The 18,133-nt window shown below is 38.6% G+C and carries 19 protein-coding genes; 6 read left to right on the plus strand and 13 right to left on the minus strand.

The annotated features are described in order from the left end of the window. Nucleotides 1–10 precede the first annotated feature (10 nt). Nucleotides 11–1,648 carry a phosphoenolpyruvate carboxykinase (ATP) gene (locus DQM45_RS08820; protein WP_003085797.1) on the plus strand — a complete coding sequence of 546 codons (1,638 nt, stop codon included), beginning with the start codon at nucleotides 11–13 and terminating at the stop codon, nucleotides 1,646–1,648. Between the two features lie 39 nt (nucleotides 1,649–1,687). Here DQM45_RS08820 and DQM45_RS08825 read toward each other — a convergent pair whose 3' ends face one another. The 9 genes from DQM45_RS08825 to DQM45_RS08860 form a co-directional block, all read right to left on the minus strand. Beyond that, a complete protein-coding gene (locus DQM45_RS08825; protein WP_003084118.1) occupies nucleotides 1,688–3,079 on the minus strand; it encodes an oxaloacetate decarboxylase subunit alpha in 1,392 nt (463 codons plus the stop codon). A gap of 1 nt (nucleotide 3,080) precedes the next feature. After that, the gene (gene citX / locus DQM45_RS08830; RefSeq protein ID WP_039984923.1) at nucleotides 3,081–3,638 is read right to left on the minus strand and encodes a citrate lyase holo-[acyl-carrier protein] synthase; all 558 of its coding nucleotides are present in this window, start codon (nucleotides 3,636–3,638) and stop codon (nucleotides 3,081–3,083) included. After that, nucleotides 3,631–5,163, minus strand: coding sequence for a citrate lyase subunit alpha (gene citF, locus DQM45_RS08835; protein ID WP_003082862.1), 1,533 nt, complete (start codon nucleotides 5,161–5,163; stop codon nucleotides 3,631–3,633). The genes citX and citF (DQM45_RS08835) overlap by 8 nt, the downstream gene beginning before the upstream one ends. Next, on the minus strand, nucleotides 5,163–6,050 hold the full coding sequence (gene citE / locus DQM45_RS08840; protein ID WP_003083398.1) for a citrate (pro-3S)-lyase subunit beta: 888 nt from the start codon (nucleotides 6,048–6,050) through the stop codon (nucleotides 5,163–5,165). The genes citF (DQM45_RS08835) and citE overlap by 1 nt, the downstream gene beginning before the upstream one ends. Then, complete coding sequence (citD, locus tag DQM45_RS08845; RefSeq protein WP_003084597.1) at nucleotides 6,038–6,343, minus strand: citrate lyase acyl carrier protein; 306 nt, start codon at nucleotides 6,341–6,343, stop codon at nucleotides 6,038–6,040. Before citD (DQM45_RS08845) ends, citE begins: the two co-directional genes overlap by 13 nt. Before the next feature lie 66 nt (nucleotides 6,344–6,409). Further along, on the minus strand, nucleotides 6,410–6,535 hold the full coding sequence (locus DQM45_RS10305; protein WP_003083782.1) for an OadG-related small transporter subunit: 126 nt from the start codon (nucleotides 6,533–6,535) through the stop codon (nucleotides 6,410–6,412). Nucleotides 6,536–6,569: 34 nt separating this feature from the next. Continuing rightward, nucleotides 6,570–7,691, minus strand: a complete 1,122-nt coding sequence (locus tag DQM45_RS08850) for a sodium ion-translocating decarboxylase subunit beta (protein WP_003084868.1) — start codon at nucleotides 7,689–7,691, stop codon at nucleotides 6,570–6,572. A gap of 32 nt (nucleotides 7,692–7,723) precedes the next feature. Beyond that, the gene (locus DQM45_RS08855) at nucleotides 7,724–8,122 is read right to left on the minus strand and encodes an acetyl-CoA carboxylase biotin carboxyl carrier protein subunit (protein WP_003085967.1); all 399 of its coding nucleotides are present in this window, start codon (nucleotides 8,120–8,122) and stop codon (nucleotides 7,724–7,726) included. A 4-nt stretch (nucleotides 8,123–8,126) separates the two neighbouring features. Then, a complete protein-coding gene (locus tag DQM45_RS08860; RefSeq protein WP_003084699.1) occupies nucleotides 8,127–8,468 on the minus strand; it encodes a hypothetical protein in 342 nt (113 codons plus the stop codon). A gap of 351 nt (nucleotides 8,469–8,819) precedes the next feature. Between DQM45_RS08860 and DQM45_RS08865 the strand changes: the two genes are divergently transcribed. The 3 genes from DQM45_RS08865 to citG all read left to right on the plus strand — a co-directional run bounded on the left by DQM45_RS08865 (nucleotide 8,820) and on the right by citG (nucleotide 11,941). Further along, nucleotides 8,820–10,223, plus strand: coding sequence for a CitMHS family transporter (locus DQM45_RS08865; protein WP_003083418.1), 1,404 nt, complete (start codon nucleotides 8,820–8,822; stop codon nucleotides 10,221–10,223). 145 nt (nucleotides 10,224–10,368) lie between these two features. After that, entirely contained in the window at nucleotides 10,369–11,061 is a 693-nt protein-coding gene (locus DQM45_RS08870; protein ID WP_003085551.1) for a GntR family transcriptional regulator, read from the plus strand. Beyond that, on the plus strand, nucleotides 11,054–11,941 hold the full coding sequence (citG, locus tag DQM45_RS08875) for a triphosphoribosyl-dephospho-CoA synthase CitG (RefSeq protein ID WP_003084814.1): 888 nt from the start codon (nucleotides 11,054–11,056) through the stop codon (nucleotides 11,939–11,941). Before DQM45_RS08870 ends, citG begins: the two co-directional genes overlap by 8 nt. Before the next feature lie 34 nt (nucleotides 11,942–11,975). On the opposite strand, the gene DQM45_RS08880 is transcribed toward citG, so the two are convergent. The 4 genes from DQM45_RS08880 to citD (DQM45_RS08895) form a co-directional block, all read right to left on the minus strand. Beyond that, nucleotides 11,976–13,016, minus strand: coding sequence for an AbrB family transcriptional regulator (locus DQM45_RS08880; RefSeq protein ID WP_039984925.1), 1,041 nt, complete (start codon nucleotides 13,014–13,016; stop codon nucleotides 11,976–11,978). Between the two features lie 93 nt (nucleotides 13,017–13,109). Then, complete coding sequence (citF, locus tag DQM45_RS08885; protein WP_003084550.1) at nucleotides 13,110–14,669, minus strand: citrate lyase subunit alpha; 1,560 nt, start codon at nucleotides 14,667–14,669, stop codon at nucleotides 13,110–13,112. Nucleotides 14,670–14,683: 14 nt separating this feature from the next. After that, nucleotides 14,684–15,598 carry an aldolase/citrate lyase family protein gene (locus DQM45_RS08890; RefSeq protein ID WP_003082764.1) on the minus strand — a complete coding sequence of 305 codons (915 nt, stop codon included), beginning with the start codon at nucleotides 15,596–15,598 and terminating at the stop codon, nucleotides 14,684–14,686. Continuing rightward, complete coding sequence (citD, locus tag DQM45_RS08895) at nucleotides 15,598–15,891, minus strand: citrate lyase acyl carrier protein (protein WP_003085662.1); 294 nt, start codon at nucleotides 15,889–15,891, stop codon at nucleotides 15,598–15,600. Before citD (DQM45_RS08895) ends, DQM45_RS08890 begins: the two co-directional genes overlap by 1 nt. Nucleotides 15,892–16,162: 271 nt before the next feature. Between citD (DQM45_RS08895) and DQM45_RS08900 the strand changes: the two genes are divergently transcribed. Then, complete coding sequence (locus DQM45_RS08900; RefSeq protein WP_003083567.1) at nucleotides 16,163–17,023, plus strand: LysR family transcriptional regulator; 861 nt, start codon at nucleotides 16,163–16,165, stop codon at nucleotides 17,021–17,023. A gap of 11 nt (nucleotides 17,024–17,034) precedes the next feature. Continuing rightward, on the plus strand, nucleotides 17,035–18,081 hold the full coding sequence (citC, locus tag DQM45_RS08905; protein WP_003085851.1) for a [citrate (pro-3S)-lyase] ligase: 1,047 nt from the start codon (nucleotides 17,035–17,037) through the stop codon (nucleotides 18,079–18,081). The last annotated feature ends 52 nt before the right edge of the window (nucleotides 18,082–18,133 follow it).

The following is an 18,133-nucleotide window of genomic DNA, read 5'->3' on the forward strand; positions in this document are numbered from 1 at the left end:
GAGAAAGTCTATGGCCACCATCAATTGTTTCCCAAAAGAGAGCATTCGAAAAGATAATTCTCATTTCTCAGAAACCAAAGCATTAATTGAAACAGCTTTTTATGGTAATAATGTAAAGATGATTAAGAGTTTAGAGGAAGCCTACAATTTAGCTTTCAATGCGCCAAATACAATCGTTTTAGACCAAACTGTTTCGCATCCCCATGATTTAGGCTTACCAACGGACGCTAAAGTACTGTTAGCTAACAGTGGGGCTATCGTTGGTAGAACCGCAAAAGCTAGACGACTTTCTGGAGAAAATCCCAAAGAAGATTGCCAAATTGCAGCCATTTTAAGAGAAGTTCTTTATCAAAGTGGTTTTAAACCTTTTATTTCAGGGCAAGCTGTGGTAGGTTTGGATCAACAATTTATGGTTAAAGCACATATTATGATGCCCGAAAATGAAAGTAACAATCTGTATTCTTGGTTACTAAATTTTCAAATTTTAAATGACCATTATCAAGAACTCCTTAAAAAATCTCAAGCTTTAGAAGAAAATGATATTTACATTTATTTCAACCCTGATTGGTCTCACCCTGACTATCCCCAAGGTTTAGCCTACTTTGATAAAGACCACAATGTGGCAGCTATCTTAGGTTTGAATTATTTTGGTGAAATTAAAAAAGCAACACTGACTCTAGCATGGGCAATTGCTGCGCGACATGATTATGTAGCTTGCCACGGTGGCCTAAAAGAATTCAAAAATGGCAGAGAAACTTATGTTGCTTCCTTCTTTGGTCTATCTGGCTCTGGAAAATCAACCTTGACACACGCTAAACACAATGGTAAATACCCCATTCAAGTGCTTCATGATGATGCCTTTATTATTTCAACGAAAGACGGTTCTTCTGTCGCCTTAGAGCCAGCTTACTTTGATAAAACAAGTGACTATCCAGCAGGGCACACTGAACAAAACTACTTCTTAACTGTTCAAAATTGTGGCGTTACGTTGGATTCTGATGGCAATAAAGCGCTAGTCACTGAAGATATCCGCAATGGAAATGGTCGGACTGTTAAATCCCGCTTTGCAACACCGGACCGAGTAGATTGTATTCATGACCCCATTTCAGCTATCTTTTGGATAATGAAAGACGATTCTCTACCACCTTTAGTGAGAGTTTCTAATCCTATTATGGCTACTGCTTTAGGTTGCACACTGATGACTAAGCGCTCCAATGCTGAAAATGCAACGGGTGATTTGGGAACTTTAGTTATTGAACCTTATGCTAACCCTTTTCGTATCTATTCCTTACAAGAAGATTTTGAAAAATTTTATCAACTCTTTACTTCAGGTGTTGATTGTTACATTATCAATACCGGTGACTTCTTAAACCAAACTATTGATAAGCAAACGACTTTATCCTGCATTGAGGCTATTGTTGATCAAACTGCAAACTTTAAAAGCTTTGAAAAAGTTCCTGATTTTTCTTACTTACAACTGGATAAGTTTACGATTGATGAAAATAATGCTAATTATCGTGCTTTGCTAAAAGAAAGAATGGCTTTTCGTCTTAATTTCTTGAAAGACTTGTTTGATGAAAATAAAGAAAATACCCACATAGAGCAAAGTGTCCTTAAGTTAGAAAAGATAATAGCACATTTAAGCTAACAAAAAACATTAAGTGATCTAAGATCACTTAATGTTTTTTTAGCTTAAATCAATACTAACAGACACTTCTTGAATCGGAACATCATAGAAAGGATCTTCTCTTCGACCTAAGAAATCTTGAGCTTGTTTAGGGAATGAAGCATAACTGAGAACGTCTTCCTCACTTTTAGCATACTGTGCAATGTCCTCGCGTAAGCTTGGAAGTTGAGGCTCAATGAGGTCTGCAGGCCGGATAGTGATAACTTCTTCATCACCAATAATTTTTTCCTTAATGCCTGCTGCTAGAGGTGCTGGCGGCCTTCCATAAAGGCCACGAACGTAATCTTTAATCTCATTTGGAACAACTTTAAATCGTTCCCCTGAAATGACATTCATCAAAGCCTGAGTTCCCACCATTTGTGATAATGGCGTTACCAATGGTGGATAACCCAAGTCTGCTCGGACCCGAGGTACTTCTGCTAAAACGTCCTCATATTTATCAGCTAAGCCTTGTTCTGTTAACTGGCTTAATAGGTTAGATAGCATCCCACCTGGTACTTGATAAATCAGGGTTTTAGGTTCTATATCTTTTACTTTTGGATTCAGCAGCCCCTCCGCACGGAAATGATCACGCACTGTGTTAAGATGCGCAGCTACTTTTTCAACCTCTTTTAAGTTAATACCTGTTTCAAAACCTAGATCTTCAAGGCCCATAACCACTGATTCGGTTGCGGGTTGGCTTGTCCCACCAGCAAATGAAGATACCGCTGTATCAATAATATCAGCACCAGCTTCTGCAACCTTGAGATAAGTCATTTCTGAAATACCACTGGTTGCATGAGTGTGGATTTCAAGTGGTAAATCCACTACTGCCTTAATACCTTTGACCAAATCGTAACCTGTTTGCGGGGTAAGGACTCCAGCCATATCTTTGATACATATCGAGTCTGCACCCATTTGCGCATACTCTTCTGCCAATTTAACAAAGTAGTCGACAGTGTGAACAGGACTTGTAGTATAAGAAATTGCAACCTGCGCATGTCCTCCAAATTCCTTGGTAGACGCTACAGCTGTTTGCAAATTCCTAGGATCGTTTAAAGCATCGAAAATCCGAATAATGTCAATCCCATTTTCAATCGATTTTTGGACAAAGGATCTGACAACATCATCGGCGTAATTGCGATAACCTAACAAATTTTGACCACGTAATAGCATTTGTAATTTCGTTTTCTTGACTGCCTTACGGATGGTACGTAGACGCTCCCAAGGATCTTCATCTAAAAATCGAAGACATGAGTCAAAAGTTGCACCTCCCCAGACCTCCAAGGCATGATAGCCAGCATTGTCTAAGTTTTCTAAGATCGGTAGCATTTGTTCTGTTGTCATACGTGTTGCAATTTGACTTTGTTGTCCATCTCTAAGAACTGTTTCCGTAATACGGACTTTTGTCATTTTATTCCTCCTTAGTGTGACTAATTGTTGAAGCGATGATTTGCTGAATAGCTTTCTGCATGTCTTCTATGCTGTGTTTACGAGAACGTCCACATACTTTAGCATCCTCCGAGCAGACATAGCATCTTCTAGTTGGTAGACCAAGATCTTGGCGGCTAATAGACTGCAAATGTCCATCTGCTAAGGTAAGCACATCAAGATCAAATAGCCTCCCTAAAGGGTTTTCCGTTTCAAGAGCAATCATTCTTTCTTTCAGAGAAGTTGCTGATAAATTAGTTAAAAGATAGTACTCAGCTCCTGTTTTTAAAGGGAGATACATGTCATAGGAAATGTCTTGGTCAGCTAATTTTGCCTGAACGACGGCTATCATCTCTTCAAATAATGCTAATAGTTGCGGTGATGTTTTTATTGGTCCTGGAATATTCATTGTTACCGATAGGAGATTAGTGTCGGTATTTTCTTTTAATAAAGAGAAATGTTGGAAACTTCGTTGCTCTCTAGCTTCCATCATCTCTTCCAAACTTATTTTTTCACCAGCAAATAAATCATCATTAGACATTATGGACAACATCAATCAAACTTCCATCACGATATTCAATTAAGGCAACTACTTTATCTCCATATTGGATAGCATCAGGTTGACCAACGATGGCATAAGCTTTGTCTTTCAACTCTTGAATTGTCAATTGTGGTACTTTTAAATCTTTAAAATGTTCTATTAAATCAGGTCTATTGGGATTAATAGCTATGCCAATCTCAGTAACAATGACATCAACACTTGTTCCGGGAGTGATGACCGTGTTAACTTGGTCTACAAAGGTTGGAATGCGACCACGCACCAGTGGTGAAATCACTAAGCTCATTTTCGCAGCAAATGCGGTATCACAATGACCACCCGAAGCGCCGCGAATAACTCCATCTGAACCAGTCATAACATTAACATTAAAATCAGTGTCAACTTCTAAAGCTGATAAGATACAAGTATCTAGCTGGTTAATAACTGAACCTTTGCTCAATGGTGAGGCATACATATTAGCATCAATTTCATAATGTTGACTATTTTTATCTAAAGAAATAGCTGATGGATGGTCAAAGTCCTGAACATCGATAATTTTTTCAACTAAGCCTTCTTGTAGAAGTTCAACCATGGCATTCGTAATGCCGCCTAAAGCAAAGCTGGCTGTGACACCATCTTTAAGCATCTGTTCTCTCATATAGCGAGTAACTGCTAATGAAGCTCCGCCTGTTCCCGTTTGGAAAGAAAAACCTTCTTTATAATAAGGGGAATTGGTGATAACTTTTGAAGCATACTCAGCAATGAGCAACTCTTTAGGATTTTTCGTGAAGCGCGTTGCTCCTTTGGCGATACCTGCTGGGTCACCAATAGCATCAACGACAACGACATAGTCTACATCAGTTTGAGGTATTGAAATTGGCGTGTTTGGATACGGCATTAAACTATCTGTAATAATAACAACCTGATCTGCATACTTAGCGTCAATCATAGCATAACCCAAAGACCCACAGGTTGCTTTACCTTTGGTCCCATTGGCATTTCCATAAGCATCTGAACTTGGAGCCCCCAAGAACGCAACATCAATATGGATATCCCCTGAGGCAATAGCACGCGCACGACCTCCATGTGAACGAATGACGACAGGATTTTCCATAATTCCTGAAGAAATAGCTGCACCTACTTTATCACGTAATCCAGAAGATGTGATATTGGTGACTACCCCATTTTTGATATGCTCAATCAAGGGCTCGTGAATATTGGCAATTGAGCTTGGAGCAATTGATATATTTTTGATTCCTAGATTAGCAATTTCCTCTAAAACCATGTTCATGACATAATCACCTTCACGGAAATGATGATGAAAAGAGATCGTCATGCCATCTTTTAGTCCAGTTTTTTCAATAGCTTCACGGATGCTTGCCAGCATTTTATTATCTTCTGGTTTAACTGGTCGAATAGTCCGACTTGCTTCTTGGTAATTTTGGATATGCGCTAACTCACCTTCAAATACCCCATATAAGTCAGCATATTCTTGAGGAATGTCGCGTTTAACTTTATTGATAACCATTAGATATCCTCCTCAGTAAGTAATCGAGCAGCTTTGGCAAGCATAATAACACGTTCTGCACGTTCAACAATTGGTTTATCAACCATTTTGCCTTTCAGAGAAATAACACCCGAACCTTTACTTTCTGCCTCGCGGATTGCCCAGATAACTTCTTTGGCATCTTGAATTTCTTTTTCTGTAGGTGCATATATCTCATTCACTAAAGGAATTTGACGCGGATTGATAACTGATTTTCCATCAAATCCAAGTTGTTTAATCATGCGAACTTCATTTTGGAAGCCTTCAGTATTATTCACATCCGAATACACTGTGTCAATAGCTGCAATACCAGCTGCGCGTGCTGCGTGCAATATCATACTCCGAGCAAAGAAAAGCTCTTGACCATCAGGGTGACGTCGTGTTTTCATATTGGTCACGTAATCTTCTGCTCCCAAGGCAATCCCAATCAGTCGATTTGATGCTTTCGCAATCTCCCGTGCATTAAGAACTCCTTCTGCCGATTCAATAGCTGCCATCATTTTTGTACGTCCAATTTCAATCCCATTTTCACGTTCAACACGTTCAATAACAGCTTCTACATCGATAATATCTTGGGCAGTTTCAGTTTTAGGCAAGCGAACCACATTAACACCTGCTACAACAACTGCTTCAATATCCAAAGCTCCAACTGTATCCAGACCATTCACACGAACAACAGTCTCCACAGAACTGTAATCAAATGTTTTTAAAGCAAAATGAACCAAAGCTCTAGATGTGTCTTTTTCTTTTAATGAAACCGAGTCTTCCAGATCAAACATAATTGAATCTGCTCCATAAAGCGGAGCATCTCTAAGCATAGCTGCGTTTGCACCTGGAACAAACATCATAGTTCTTCTTAAACGTTCCATGTGTCAATCTCCTTCCAGTTGTATTGATCAATACCTGCTGCACGGTGCACAGCCACAAGAGTCCGAGCCTGAATCGTGCAATCAAGGGCGCCTTTGTCAACAGCGTGAACAGAGGCTTTGTCAACACCTAAATGTTTTAAGGATTCTTCAATGACCTGACGAATGCGACGGCCAAATTGTTTCTCAACACTACTTTCCAAATCAATCGTAATGCCATTTGTAGCTGGACTAACCGTAATCATGATATCGCTTGATTCCAAACTTCCTGCAACTGCAGTTTGTGAAATTTCCATAAATATACCTCTCTATCTTGATGTCTGACATCTGATTGGTAGATGTTAGGCAAGTCTTAACTTTATTTATTTTTCTGGCAATAACTTAATCAGAAGTTCTGCCACGGCGTAAAGTATTCCTAAAACGATAAATACTCCTGCCATTCCTAGCGCCATAAGCTCAAATGCCATGACTAAATGTTCCATATTCATAATTATCTATCCTCTTCTAATTATCAATCTATTCTTAGCTAAAGAATGATAGTAGTAAACCACCCGCAATAACAGAGGCAATTTGACCAGAAACGTTAGCCCCGACAGCATACATTAGGATGAAATTCTGTGGGTCCTCATCAGTTGCCATTTTTTGAATGACACGGCTTGACATCGGAAAGGCTGAGATACCAGCCGCACCTATCATCGGATTAATTTTATTTTTGCGGAATAGATTTAAAATTTTTGCAAACACAACACCACCGATGGAATCCATAATAAAGGCAACTAAGCCAAAGAGAATAATCATTAATGTTTGGAAATTCAAGAAAAGATCAGCCTGCATCTTAACAGAGATTGTTAATCCTAAAAGAATTGATACAATGTTTACCAGCTCATTTTGTGCGGTCATTGAAAGACGGTCTAAAACACCACACTCCCTTAATAAATTACCAAACATCAGGAATCCAACTAAGGGTAATGAAATCGGAGCTATGAAACCCGCTACAAAAGTAATAACAATTGGGAATAAAATTTTTGTTAGCTTCGAAACACTTTCTGCCTTATAGGTCATACGGATTTGACGTTCTTTTTTAGTTGTTACTAATTTGATTGCAAAAGGTTGAATGATCGGCACCAAAGCCATATATGAATAAGCTGCAACCGTAATTGGTCCTAATAGCTTAGGTGCTAATTGATTGGCAACAAAGATTGAAGTAGGGCCATCTGCTGCACCTATAATCCCAATTGATGCCGCTTCTTTAATATCAAAACCTGCCATGACTGCAACAACCACAACAAAGAAAATCCCGAACTGTGCTGCCGCTCCAAATAGTAACATAAATGGATTTTGAAGAAGTGGACCAAAATCAATCATAGCTCCAATTCCGATAAAGATTAGAAGTGGGAACAATTCTGTCCCGATCCCAATATTAAACAGAGTATCAAAAACACCCTCTTGGTGTACGCCATTAACAACTTGAGTTAAGACACCTGTACCAGGAAAATTGACTAAAATTGTTCCCAGTCCCATTGGAACCAATAGAGTTGGTTCATATTCTTTTTTAATCCCTAAATACATTAATAGCCCACCGATGATCATCATCGTAATTTGTGGGATGGTAATAGAGGTTAAACCTTGAATTAATATTTCCACGTGACACTTCCTTTTCTAAATTCTTTCCAAACTTAATTGATAGTGATCAAACCATCACCTGCATTAACACTTTGTCCTGGAGAAACATGAATAGCTGAGACAGTTCCTGCTTGACTAGCAACAATTTCATTTTCCATTTTCATGGCTTCCAGAATCATCAATGGCTGATTCTCAGAAACAATGTCTCCAACATTGACAAGAATTTTCAAAATAGTACCAGGCATAGGGGATGCCATCGCGTCAGCACTTGCAGGAGCTACCGGACTGGCTATTGGAGCAGCGCTTTCTTCCACTACTGGGGTAGCATTCTCAACTGGAGCTACCGGGCTTGGGGCCGGAGCTACTGGAGCTGGCGTAACTGCCCCTCCAATTTCTTCCATTTCTACCATGTATTCTTTCCCATCAATTGTAATTTTAAATTTACGTAACATCTTATTATTCTCCCAAAATTTCATTTTTTTTACGATAAACGGATTTAACCACAAACTGTTTATCCGGTTTGTCTATACTAGCAATACTGGTTGCAATTAAAGAAACCGTTAAAAGCTCGGGGTTCCTTTGCCAAATTTTCTTGACCTTGAACTGGCTTTTTGGTTGATCTCCAGCAGCAATTGCAGTTGCAATTAAGCTCACTAGGGTTGAATCATCAGATTCTGCAGGGATGTACCCAGGTAGTAATTCCCAGTCATCTTTTTCTTGACTTTCTATTGTAGATGATTGATGACTATTACCTGAAGTGATTCCTTTTCGACCGAACAGGCGCTGAAATATTCCCATTAATTTCCTCCTTTCATCTCCTTATGATATGATGACAGACCAGTGGTCTATAGACTTTATACGCTAATGCTATTATATAATGAAAACGCATTTATGATTGGCTTTTTTGTGTTTTTTCATTTTCAGATATTATCATTGAAATGAAAATAAAGAAAATGTGAACTTTTTCTCAAGTTTTTGTTTTTTTATTGTTTTTTCTTAAAAAACCGCTTTCATTTTCAACCGCTTTCATATAAACTATGGTTGTCACTTATCTCAATGACAGACTTTTTAATCGAAATGTCTAGAAAATTATAATTATTAAGTAACCCCTATTTTGTAAACTAAATAAATTATATAAAGGAGAGGCTTATGTTACTCACTATTTTGGCTTATGCCATGATTGCCATTTTCATGTACGTGGTTATGTCCAAGAAAATGTCACCTCTATCAGCATTAGTAATGGTTCCCCTTATTTTTACCATTATTGCTTTCTTCACTGGTGTCACTGATATTACTGCAGATCCAGCATTTGTAAAATCACTTGGTGATGCAAAAATTGCCAACAATTTATCAGCAGTTGGACCAATGGTTCTATATGGAATCAACCAAACAGCAAAAACAGGGATTATGCTACTCTTTGCAATCCTTTACTTTTCAATCATGCTGGACACTGGCTTATTTGATCCAATAACTGAAAAGATGATTCGTTTTGCCAAAGGCGATCCAATGAAGGTTTTAATGGCCACAGCTATTGTATCAGCGGCCGTTTCAATGAATGGAGATGGTACAACAACAACGTTAATTGTTGTTTCAGCCTTCTTACCAATCTACCAAAAATTAAATATGAAAGTCATGAACCTAGGTGTATTGATTATTCTTCAAAACACTATCATGAACCTACTGCCTTGGGGAGGACCAACAGCGCGTGCAATGTCTGTCCTTAATGTCGGCTCTGAAATTTTAGCCTTCCTAGCACCTGGAATGATTATTTCACTACTTTACGTTATCTTCATTGTAGCTCCAAGCATGGGACGGAAAGAACGTAAACGTTTAGGGATTACAAATCTATCAGATCAAGAAATGAAAAAATTAACAGAAATTTCTGATCCTGAAAAAGAAGCAACCCGTCGTCCAGATTTATTCCTTTTCAATGGGATTATGACTATCGTTCTTATTACATGGTTAGTCGCTGGATCATTTATTCCAGCCATTCAAGTCCCTTCTCTTTTACTCTTTGCAGTTGGAACAATTGTAGCTCTCATGGTGAACTATCCTAACCTAAAAGACCAATCTAAACGTATTGGTGATAACGCTGGCGATGCCGTGCAAGTTGTTATTCTCGTTTTCGCTGCTGGGATTTTTATGGGACTCTTCCAAGGATCAGGTATGGCAAATGCTTTAGCGCAAAGCTTTACAACCATTATTCCTAAACAACTGGCTGGTTTCTGGGGATTAATTATTGCCCTCTTATCTGCTCCAGGTACTTTCTTCTTATCAAATGATGGTTTCTACTATGGCATCATGCCAGTCCTAGCTCAAGCTGGCGCTCGTTACGGGTTTGACAACATGTCAATGGCTCTAGCATCACTCATGGGACAAGCCTTCCACTTACTAAGCCCTCTTGTTGCTTTCATTTACCTTCTTCTTCGCCTGACTGGCTTGGATATGGGAGAATGGCAAAGAACGGCTGGTAAATATGCACTTGGGATTTTCATCATCTTTATCCTAACCATTATTCTAATGGGGCATATGCCAATCTATATCCCTCAATAATGAGTTGCTACCTCCAATAAACAGGTTATTCTCCTTGAAGGATAACCTGTTTTTAATTACTAGCTCCAAATTAGCTTATCCCAATGAGTCTATATTTATTCAAATAAATTGGTTATAATGAAAAGAAAAGTAAGAAGGAGATCTTATGAATTCAGTTACCAATGTAGTCAAAAAAAACTTAGAATTATCCAAAAATATTCCTCTTAAGATTGCTTTATATGAGGCCTTCAAAAAAACCATTGTTTTAAGAGAAATACCTGCAGGAACCCGCATTAATGAAAAAGAATTTTCTACTGAACTAAATATTAGCAGGACACCCATCCGTTATGCTCTTAGTGTTCTTCAAGAAGAAAAGCTCGTTGAACATATTCCAAACAGAGGGATTATCGTCAAAGGCGTCAGCCTACAAGATGCTCATGAAATTTTCGAAATCCGTAAATCATTAGATACCTTAGCATCAACTACAGCTATGAATAAAATGACTAAGGAAGATTTTGATGAAATGAAACAGCTCTTAGAGACCTGTGAAGGTTATTTATTAGATCATGAAATTGATAAAGTACTCCAAAATTTCAATGATTTTAATAACCTTATCTATGAGAAGAGTCAGATGCTACGCTTAAAAGAAATTGTTTCAAGATTACAAACTTACTTACTCTATTTTCGCCGTATCTCCATTTCTTCTGACGCACGTCGTCGAAATGCATTAGATGAGCACTGGATGATTTATCGAGGAATGAAGAATAAAGACTATCAGCAGGTTACCTTGATTACCCATGAACATCTAAACCATTCTTTAGAATTTATTATTCAAGAAATGGAACAGACTAATGACTAGCCAGCAAAAAATAGCTATTTTTAGCCAATTAGCAACTAAGGCACTACTCTATGAAGTGACCTTAACACCCAAGCCAGGATTAGTTGACAGTGCAAATAACGGTTCTCATACTGATATGACCTTGACCACTTTCTTAGATTCTACTCTAGCTCTTGCTCCCCATTTTCAACGCTACGTTGAATTGGGCTATAAACACCACCAAAAAAAACCTCAAGAACTCTTCAACTTGCTTAGACAAGAGGGAATTTTAGCAGAAAAAGCCATGTTTCAAGCAACTAATGGTATCAATACCCATAAGGGTGTCAACTTTTCCTTTGCTTTACTCCTAGGCTCTACCGGTGCCCATCTCGCCAAGCATCCAGAACTCTTGGAAAAAGCTACTTTTTCTGCAGCAGATAGCCAAGCTATTTGTCAAGCTATTATCCCAATGACCAGTCATTTGATTGAAATAGATTTAGGAGATTTGCAGAGCAAAACAGAATTAACCTATGGTGAAAAACTCTATCTTCATTATGGAATTAAGGGTCCAAGAGGCGAAGCCAGTCAAGGCTACCCTAGTGTCTGGAAAAAATCTCTGCCTTACCTTCGACAACTTGCAAAGGGAGAAATGACAAGTCGAGAACGGCAGTTACGATTATTAGTCTTTCTCATGACTTTTGTTGAAGATGCCAATCTTATTCACAGAGGTAGTATTGAAGACCTGTACCAAGTTCAAGCAGATAGCCAAATACTTCTAAAAAAGGCAACTCATTTTGAACATTTGGTATCTAACTTAGAAAGATATAATCAAAGCATGGTAGAACGCAACCTTAGCCCTGGTGGGGCGGCCGACCTTTTAGCCCTTAGCTTCTATTTTGCTTTCTTAGAAAAACTTTTATAAGCCAAAAACAGGATGCCTATAAGCATCCTGTTATTTAGCTGAATAAATAAAAAACTATTTTAATCAGTAGTGGCATAACAATAACTGTATACATGGTCCGACTAATCTGAATTCCAGCAATTTTAGCCATATCTCCTCCCAATTCACCCGCTAAGAGAGAAATATCTGTCGCTCCCGCTGGTGATGACGCAAAAAGAGCCGATTGAAGATCCAGTACTTTTCTTTTAAACATAAGATAGCCAAAAAAAGCATTAATCAGTAAATAACTAGTCAACATTAACAAAATTGGAATCAATAGGTGACGCATAGCTAGCAAACTATTATGAGTGAAACTAGACCCAATCAAAGCTCCGGCCATGATTTGTGCAAAATAGCGGATATTTGGGGTCATTTGTATAGTTGCTCTTTTGATTTTTAAAACCGAAGAAGCTAGAAGTGAAAAGATTAGTGCTCCAACCGGAATACCTATAGCATTACCAACTAAGCCCGCAATGGTTGACACTAAGAGAATCAGCAAATCATTTGCAAGTTGATTCTTGCTGGTCAGAGAGTCTGTGACTTTTTTTGCTGGCTCTAAAGCGACAGCCCTTTTTTGTCTTAACTCTGGCGCCAAGCGGTTGACGATAAAAGAGATCCAGAGGGGTAAGATAAGCAACATACCAACTAAACGAACTGACTGCATGGTGGCGACGATATCGGGTTTTGCTCCCATATCAATAGCCATTAGAGAAACATCGACAATTCCACCAGGTAAGCACGAGAGGTAAGCTGTGACCATATCCATCTGAAAAAAGGTTATAAAAATTGTGCCTAAGATAAACATATTTAAAGTAAAGAGGGTCATCAGACCAGCTATGGCTTTGCTTAACTGAGGTAAATTTAAGAGATCCCTTTTTGATATTTGCTGTCCAATATAAGCTCCACTAATGATTTGAGCTAAAACCTTCATATGATGATAAACAGCCATTTCCCCTGTCATTATCGACACTATAGCCACTGCTATCATACTCCCAATCATAAAATGCCCAGGCATTCTTAGCTTTTTAGCAAGTAGGCCTCCAACTAATCCTACCATCAAAGTCACTCCAAAACGAATCACTTAAACTCCAATCTCATTTTCATTTTAGTGCTGAGTTATACTAACTGTCGCCTTTCTTCTTATCTCTTACTAATCTAAAATCAGTGGTTTAATCTTTTTTACCACATCAAGTAAAGTGCCATCGCGTGCTTCGACGATTGCAACGATTTCATCTTCCCATTCGAGATTACTTGGTCGACCGACTAAACTATAGGCTTTTTCTTTCAATGCGTCAATCTCTACGTGAGCAATTCCTGCCTCATCAAGCCACTTTTTGATATCTTCTCTCAAGGGGTTAACGGCGATGCCATAGTCTGTCACTAACACATCAATACAATCACCTGGTGTTGTTACAGTAACAACTTTTTCACAAACTGTAGCCATTCTCCCCCTAGTTAGTGGGGTAACAACAATACAACACTTACTTCCAGCTGCGGTATCTGGATGCCCTCCAGGGGCTCCTCTTAAAATACCGTCAGAACCTGTAATGACATTAACATTGAAGTCAGTATCAATTTCTAAAGCTGAAAGAACCACAAAGTCCAACATGTTAACAAACGCTCCCTTATTAAAAGGATTTGCATATTGACTAACACTTATTTCATGGTGTTTTGAATTTTTTTCTAGATGTTCCCCAGCTGGCAGATCAAAATTCTGAACATCAAAAATATGTCCAACTAAACCTTTATCTTGAAGGTCACAGATTGCATTACTAATTCCACCTACAGCAAAGCCCATCTTAACATTTTTTTGACGCATATGGCTTTCTAAAAAGCGGTTTACAGCTAATGAGGGACCACCTGCACCAGTCTGGAAAGAGAAACCCTCTTTAAAGTAAGGAGTTGCTGCAATAATATTAGCAACATTTTCTGCCATCATCAGTTCCCTAGGGTCTTGAGTCATACGCGCTTCCTTGGTCGCAATTTTTTTATTATTTCCAATAGCATCAACAAGTACAACATAATCAACATTTGTAGCATCAACTGTACAAGGAATGTTAGGGTAATCATTAAGCGTATCTGTCACAATAACAGTATAATCAGCATAATAAGAATCATCAATCGCATAACCCATAGAACCAAAATTATTTTTTCCACCAGTTCCCTTTGCGTTACCTTGTTTATCGCAAGAAGCTGCTGCCATAAAAGCAATATCAATATGGACGTCTCCAGTAGATATTGCACGTGGCCGTCCTCCATGGCTTCGAATAATAGCGGGTGTTTTTAATTTTCCAGCAGAAATTACTTCGCCAATCCTACCACGGATACCTGATGTTTGAACCCCCGTCACATAGCCTGCTTCAATATAATCGGCAATTAGGTCCTGTGCATCACCAAGTGAGGTTGCAGCAATCGTTAAATCTCTAACGCCAAGCTCCTCAACCAATACCTTCGTTACCGTACTCATGACATAATCTCCATTTCGGAGTGCGTGGTGAAAAGAGATTGTCATTCCATCTCGAACACCAATCTTTTGACAGACTTCTTTAATTGATCCAACAACTTTACTATCTATGGGTTTAACGACTGGGCAAGAGTGAGGGGCATCTTTTTTATAGATTCTGCCATCCATATAATACTTGCCTTGATAAATGTCTTTGTCCTCTCCTAACAATATTTCAGGAATATCCCGATTCACTGCGTTCTTCATAGTTCTATCCCTTCTTACATATCACCGTGGTAAACACCACTCGCTTTGGCCAAATCAATAATTCTTTGTGCCTCTTCAAAGAATGGTTTATCAACCATTTTACCATCAACGGTGTAAACACCGACTCCATTTGTAAGCTGCTCATTCATGGAACGCAGAAGCTTCTCAGCATAAGTAATTTCTTCTTTAGTTGGCGCAAATAACTGGTGCACCAAACGGATTTGGCGAGGATTAATAATAGATTTCCCATCAAATCCCATTTTACGATCTAATTCAACTTCTTCGCGATAACCTTCCATATCCTCAATTCGTGGGTAATTGGTATCGTAACATTGAATGCCTGCTGCGCGTGCTGCTAGTAACATGAGCCCACGAGCTGTATTTATCTCTATACCACCCTTTTCAATTCCGACACGCATTGATTTACGGAAATCTCCGCCAGCAATGGCTACTCCAAACATTCTATCTGAAGCCATACAAATTTCGAGGGCATTAAGAATGCCTAATGGACTTTCAAGAGCAGCCATTAATAGTGTACGCCCTTCTTCTTTACCAAACTCTCTCTCAGCTGCTAATACAGCAGCCTCGACAGTTTTCACATCTTTAGCTGACTCGCATTTTGCTATCCTTATGCCGTCAGCCCCACCAGCTACAGCTACACGGACATCTTCTTGCCAATGCGGTGTATCAAGTCCATTGATTCGAACTAACACTTCTGTATTCCCATAATCAATAGTCGTCAGAGCATGATAGAGGGAGAATCGGGCAGCATCTTTTTGATTCTCTGCAACAGCATCTTCTAAATCTAAAATGAGACTATCTGAGCCAAAAATATAGGCATCTTTCAGAAGTGCAGGATTTTGTGCATTTAAAAACATCATCGTGCGACGCAAGCGATTTTTTAGTGGTTTTGATCTTGTTATTGGCATTAGAGTTCCCCCCATGGAATATTACCTTTAGATAAATCATTGCTTCTATAAATAGCAGTTTGAATGCGAGCTTTGATAGTACAATCTAAAGCACCTTTGTCAACCATTATTAGCTTACCAGAAGTGACACCTAAACGTTCAAGCACTTCATAAACTGTTTTTTGAATGGCTAAACCATATTGATTCATGACGCTACTTTCGATGCTGACCTGCAAAGTATCGTGTGGTTCCACAATAACCTGAACATCCGAGGATTCTAATGTTCCAGCAATAGCTACTTTTTTGATTTCCATATCATACTCCTTGAACTTTGTTACTTCCATTATAACTAGCCATAATAAGAAGTAAAAGGTCAACTTGTCATCATCTTCCATGCCAATTAGGAATAGTTGCTATTTTCTGGGGAGTTAACAAAGTCATAATAACTAGGCTTTCATTCTTCTTTTTTTCTTTCTATGGTCTACGATCCTGCTGAAAGAAACTGTTTTTTCATTGTTTTTCCCCTTTTTAGATGTTTAAAAAAAGCTGACGCGTGTATAATAGACAATGAAAAGAGGAGTTAAAATGGACGAAAGAGACTTAGAGTTATTAGTAACTCTCGATGAGACCCACAACATTACCCATGCTGCCGATCGCCTATATGTCACACAGTCTGCTCTATCAAAACGGATCAATGCCATTGAACGCGAATTAAACACACGAATCATGGTTCGCTCTCGTCAGGGCATTCGCTTCACAGCACAAGGTGAGACAGTTTTAAAACATGCATATGAGATAATCACAAACTTACAAAAAATGCGTGAAGAGATTGAATTACAAAAAAATCATATCTCTGGAACTTTACGCGCCGGCGTCTCCATTAACTATGCACAATATGCCTTTCCTGAAATATTAGCCCGCTATCGGCAACAATTTCCACATGTCAACATCCAAATTAAAACCAATTATAGTCGCAAAGTCTATCAAGATTTACTCTTGGGTAAGATTGATGTCGCTATTGTCCGCGGTGAATTTCAATGGAAAGAAAATAAAATTCTTCTTAAACGTGAACGTGTCAACTTAATTAGAAGCTCAAACAATCAAGGCATTACCCTAGAACAGCTCCCCTACATCGGACGACATTCTGATGTCACTTTTGAACGGGAAGTATCACAATGGATGCAGGAAAATCAATTGCAACCCAGCAAACATAACGGTATCATCGTTGACAATGTCAATACTTGTGTTGAAATGGTATCCCGTGGCTTAGGTTGGGCAATCGTGCCAGATATTGGTTTACACCACTTTAAGGGAGATATTCACAAGCTATCCTTCAAAAATGGAGAGCCTTTCATGCGTTCTACCTATCTACTGTTTAACAAAGATGCCTATCAGCTCCCTCAAATCAAGGCTTTTATCAAAACAGCCCAAGTTATCTCAAACTAGAAAGGATATCTATGTCGATCTTTACAGTTTCAGAAATTTTCCCCTCAGACAAGCTTAATCAAAATAAAGTCACTCAATTGTTAGAAGATGCTGGTATTAAACGAGACCAAAATTTAGACTATACCTGTGGTATCTTCGAAGAAGATGGTACATTGATTGCTACCGGAAGCCTCTTTGCTAATAGTCTTCGCTGCTTTGCCATCTGTAAACGTTATAGCGGATCTGCCTTACTTAATACTCTAGTCACCCACTTAATTAATATTCAATTTGAACGAGGTAATACTCATCTCTTTGTCTACACCAAACCAGATACTAGTAAATTCTTCAAAGACCTAGGTTTTTATACTATTACCGAGATTCCTAATATGGTCACTTTTATGGAAAATCGCAAATCTGGCTTTGCCGATTACCTCAAAAAACTAAAAAAAGAAAGTGGTCCTAGCAAAGAAAGCGCAGCCATTGTTATGAATGCTAACCCCTTTACTTTAGGTCATCTGTACTTGGCGGAAAAAGCTTGCGCAGAGAATAAGCACGTTCATCTGTTCATGGTCAGTGAGGATAGTAGCCTCATCCCATTTGCCGTTCGCAAAGAATTAATTATGGCTGGAACCGCACATTTAGATAATCTTTTCTATCATGAAACTGGACCTTACATCATCAGTCAGGCCACTTTCCCAAGTTATTTTCAAAAAGATCAAGAAAATGTCATTATCAGTCAGGCAAAACTGGATATAAATATTTTTGTAGCAATTGCTCAAGAATTGGGTATCACAAGGAGGTATGTTGGTGAAGAACCAACCAGTTTTGTTACCAATCTTTACAATGAGACCATGCAAAAACAGCTTCCCAAAAACGATATAACTTACATCATGACTCCTCGCAAGGAAATAAATGGCCAAACTATCAGTGCCTCAACTGTTCGTCAACTTATCAAGAATGGTGACATAGAATTCGTTAGAAATTTTGTGCCTAAAACCACATTTGATTACCTGACTAGCCCTAAAGCCAAAGATATTATTAACAATATTCAGAAAAAAAATAATGTGATTCACTACTAAAATACTTATAACTGACGGTTTTTCTCATATTTAACAAAAGATATTCCACTTT

The sequence above is a fragment of the Streptococcus porcinus genome (assembly GCF_900475415.1).
Classification (GTDB): domain Bacteria; phylum Bacillota; class Bacilli; order Lactobacillales; family Streptococcaceae; genus Streptococcus; species Streptococcus porcinus.

What these genes read in the sequence shown, in the direction of transcription:
- DQM45_RS08820 (WP_003085797.1), top strand. Translation starts at nt 11, where the DNA reads ATGGCCACCATCAATTGTTTCCCAAAAGAGAGCATTCGAAAAGATAAT.
- DQM45_RS08825 (WP_003084118.1), bottom strand. Translation starts at nt 3,079, where the DNA reads ATGACAAAAGTCCGTATTACGGAAACAGTTCTTAGAGATGGACAACAA.
- citX (WP_039984923.1), bottom strand. Translation starts at nt 3,638, where the DNA reads ATGTCTAATGATGATTTATTTGCTGGTGAAAAAATAAGTTTGGAAGAG.
- citF (WP_003082862.1), bottom strand. Translation starts at nt 5,163, where the DNA reads ATGGTTATCAATAAAGTTAAACGCGACATTCCTCAAGAATATGCTGAC.
- citE (WP_003083398.1), bottom strand. Translation starts at nt 6,050, where the DNA reads ATGGAACGTTTAAGAAGAACTATGATGTTTGTTCCAGGTGCAAACGCA.
- citD (WP_003084597.1), bottom strand. Translation starts at nt 6,343, where the DNA reads ATGGAAATTTCACAAACTGCAGTTGCAGGAAGTTTGGAATCAAGCGAT.
- DQM45_RS10305 (WP_003083782.1), bottom strand. Translation starts at nt 6,535, where the DNA reads ATGAATATGGAACATTTAGTCATGGCATTTGAGCTTATGGCGCTAGGA.
- DQM45_RS08855 (WP_003085967.1), bottom strand. Translation starts at nt 8,122, where the DNA reads ATGTTACGTAAATTTAAAATTACAATTGATGGGAAAGAATACATGGTA.
- DQM45_RS08860 (WP_003084699.1), bottom strand. Translation starts at nt 8,468, where the DNA reads ATGGGAATATTTCAGCGCCTGTTCGGTCGAAAAGGAATCACTTCAGGT.
- DQM45_RS08865 (WP_003083418.1), top strand. Translation starts at nt 8,820, where the DNA reads ATGTTACTCACTATTTTGGCTTATGCCATGATTGCCATTTTCATGTAC.
- DQM45_RS08870 (WP_003085551.1), top strand. Translation starts at nt 10,369, where the DNA reads ATGAATTCAGTTACCAATGTAGTCAAAAAAAACTTAGAATTATCCAAA.
- citG (WP_003084814.1), top strand. Translation starts at nt 11,054, where the DNA reads ATGACTAGCCAGCAAAAAATAGCTATTTTTAGCCAATTAGCAACTAAG.
- DQM45_RS08880 (WP_039984925.1), bottom strand. Translation starts at nt 13,016, where the DNA reads ATGGTAGGATTAGTTGGAGGCCTACTTGCTAAAAAGCTAAGAATGCCT.
- citF (WP_003084550.1), bottom strand. Translation starts at nt 14,669, where the DNA reads ATGAAGAACGCAGTGAATCGGGATATTCCTGAAATATTGTTAGGAGAG.
- DQM45_RS08890 (WP_003082764.1), bottom strand. Translation starts at nt 15,598, where the DNA reads ATGCCAATAACAAGATCAAAACCACTAAAAAATCGCTTGCGTCGCACG.
- citD (WP_003085662.1), bottom strand. Translation starts at nt 15,891, where the DNA reads ATGGAAATCAAAAAAGTAGCTATTGCTGGAACATTAGAATCCTCGGAT.
- DQM45_RS08900 (WP_003083567.1), top strand. Translation starts at nt 16,163, where the DNA reads ATGGACGAAAGAGACTTAGAGTTATTAGTAACTCTCGATGAGACCCAC.
- citC (WP_003085851.1), top strand. Translation starts at nt 17,035, where the DNA reads ATGTCGATCTTTACAGTTTCAGAAATTTTCCCCTCAGACAAGCTTAAT.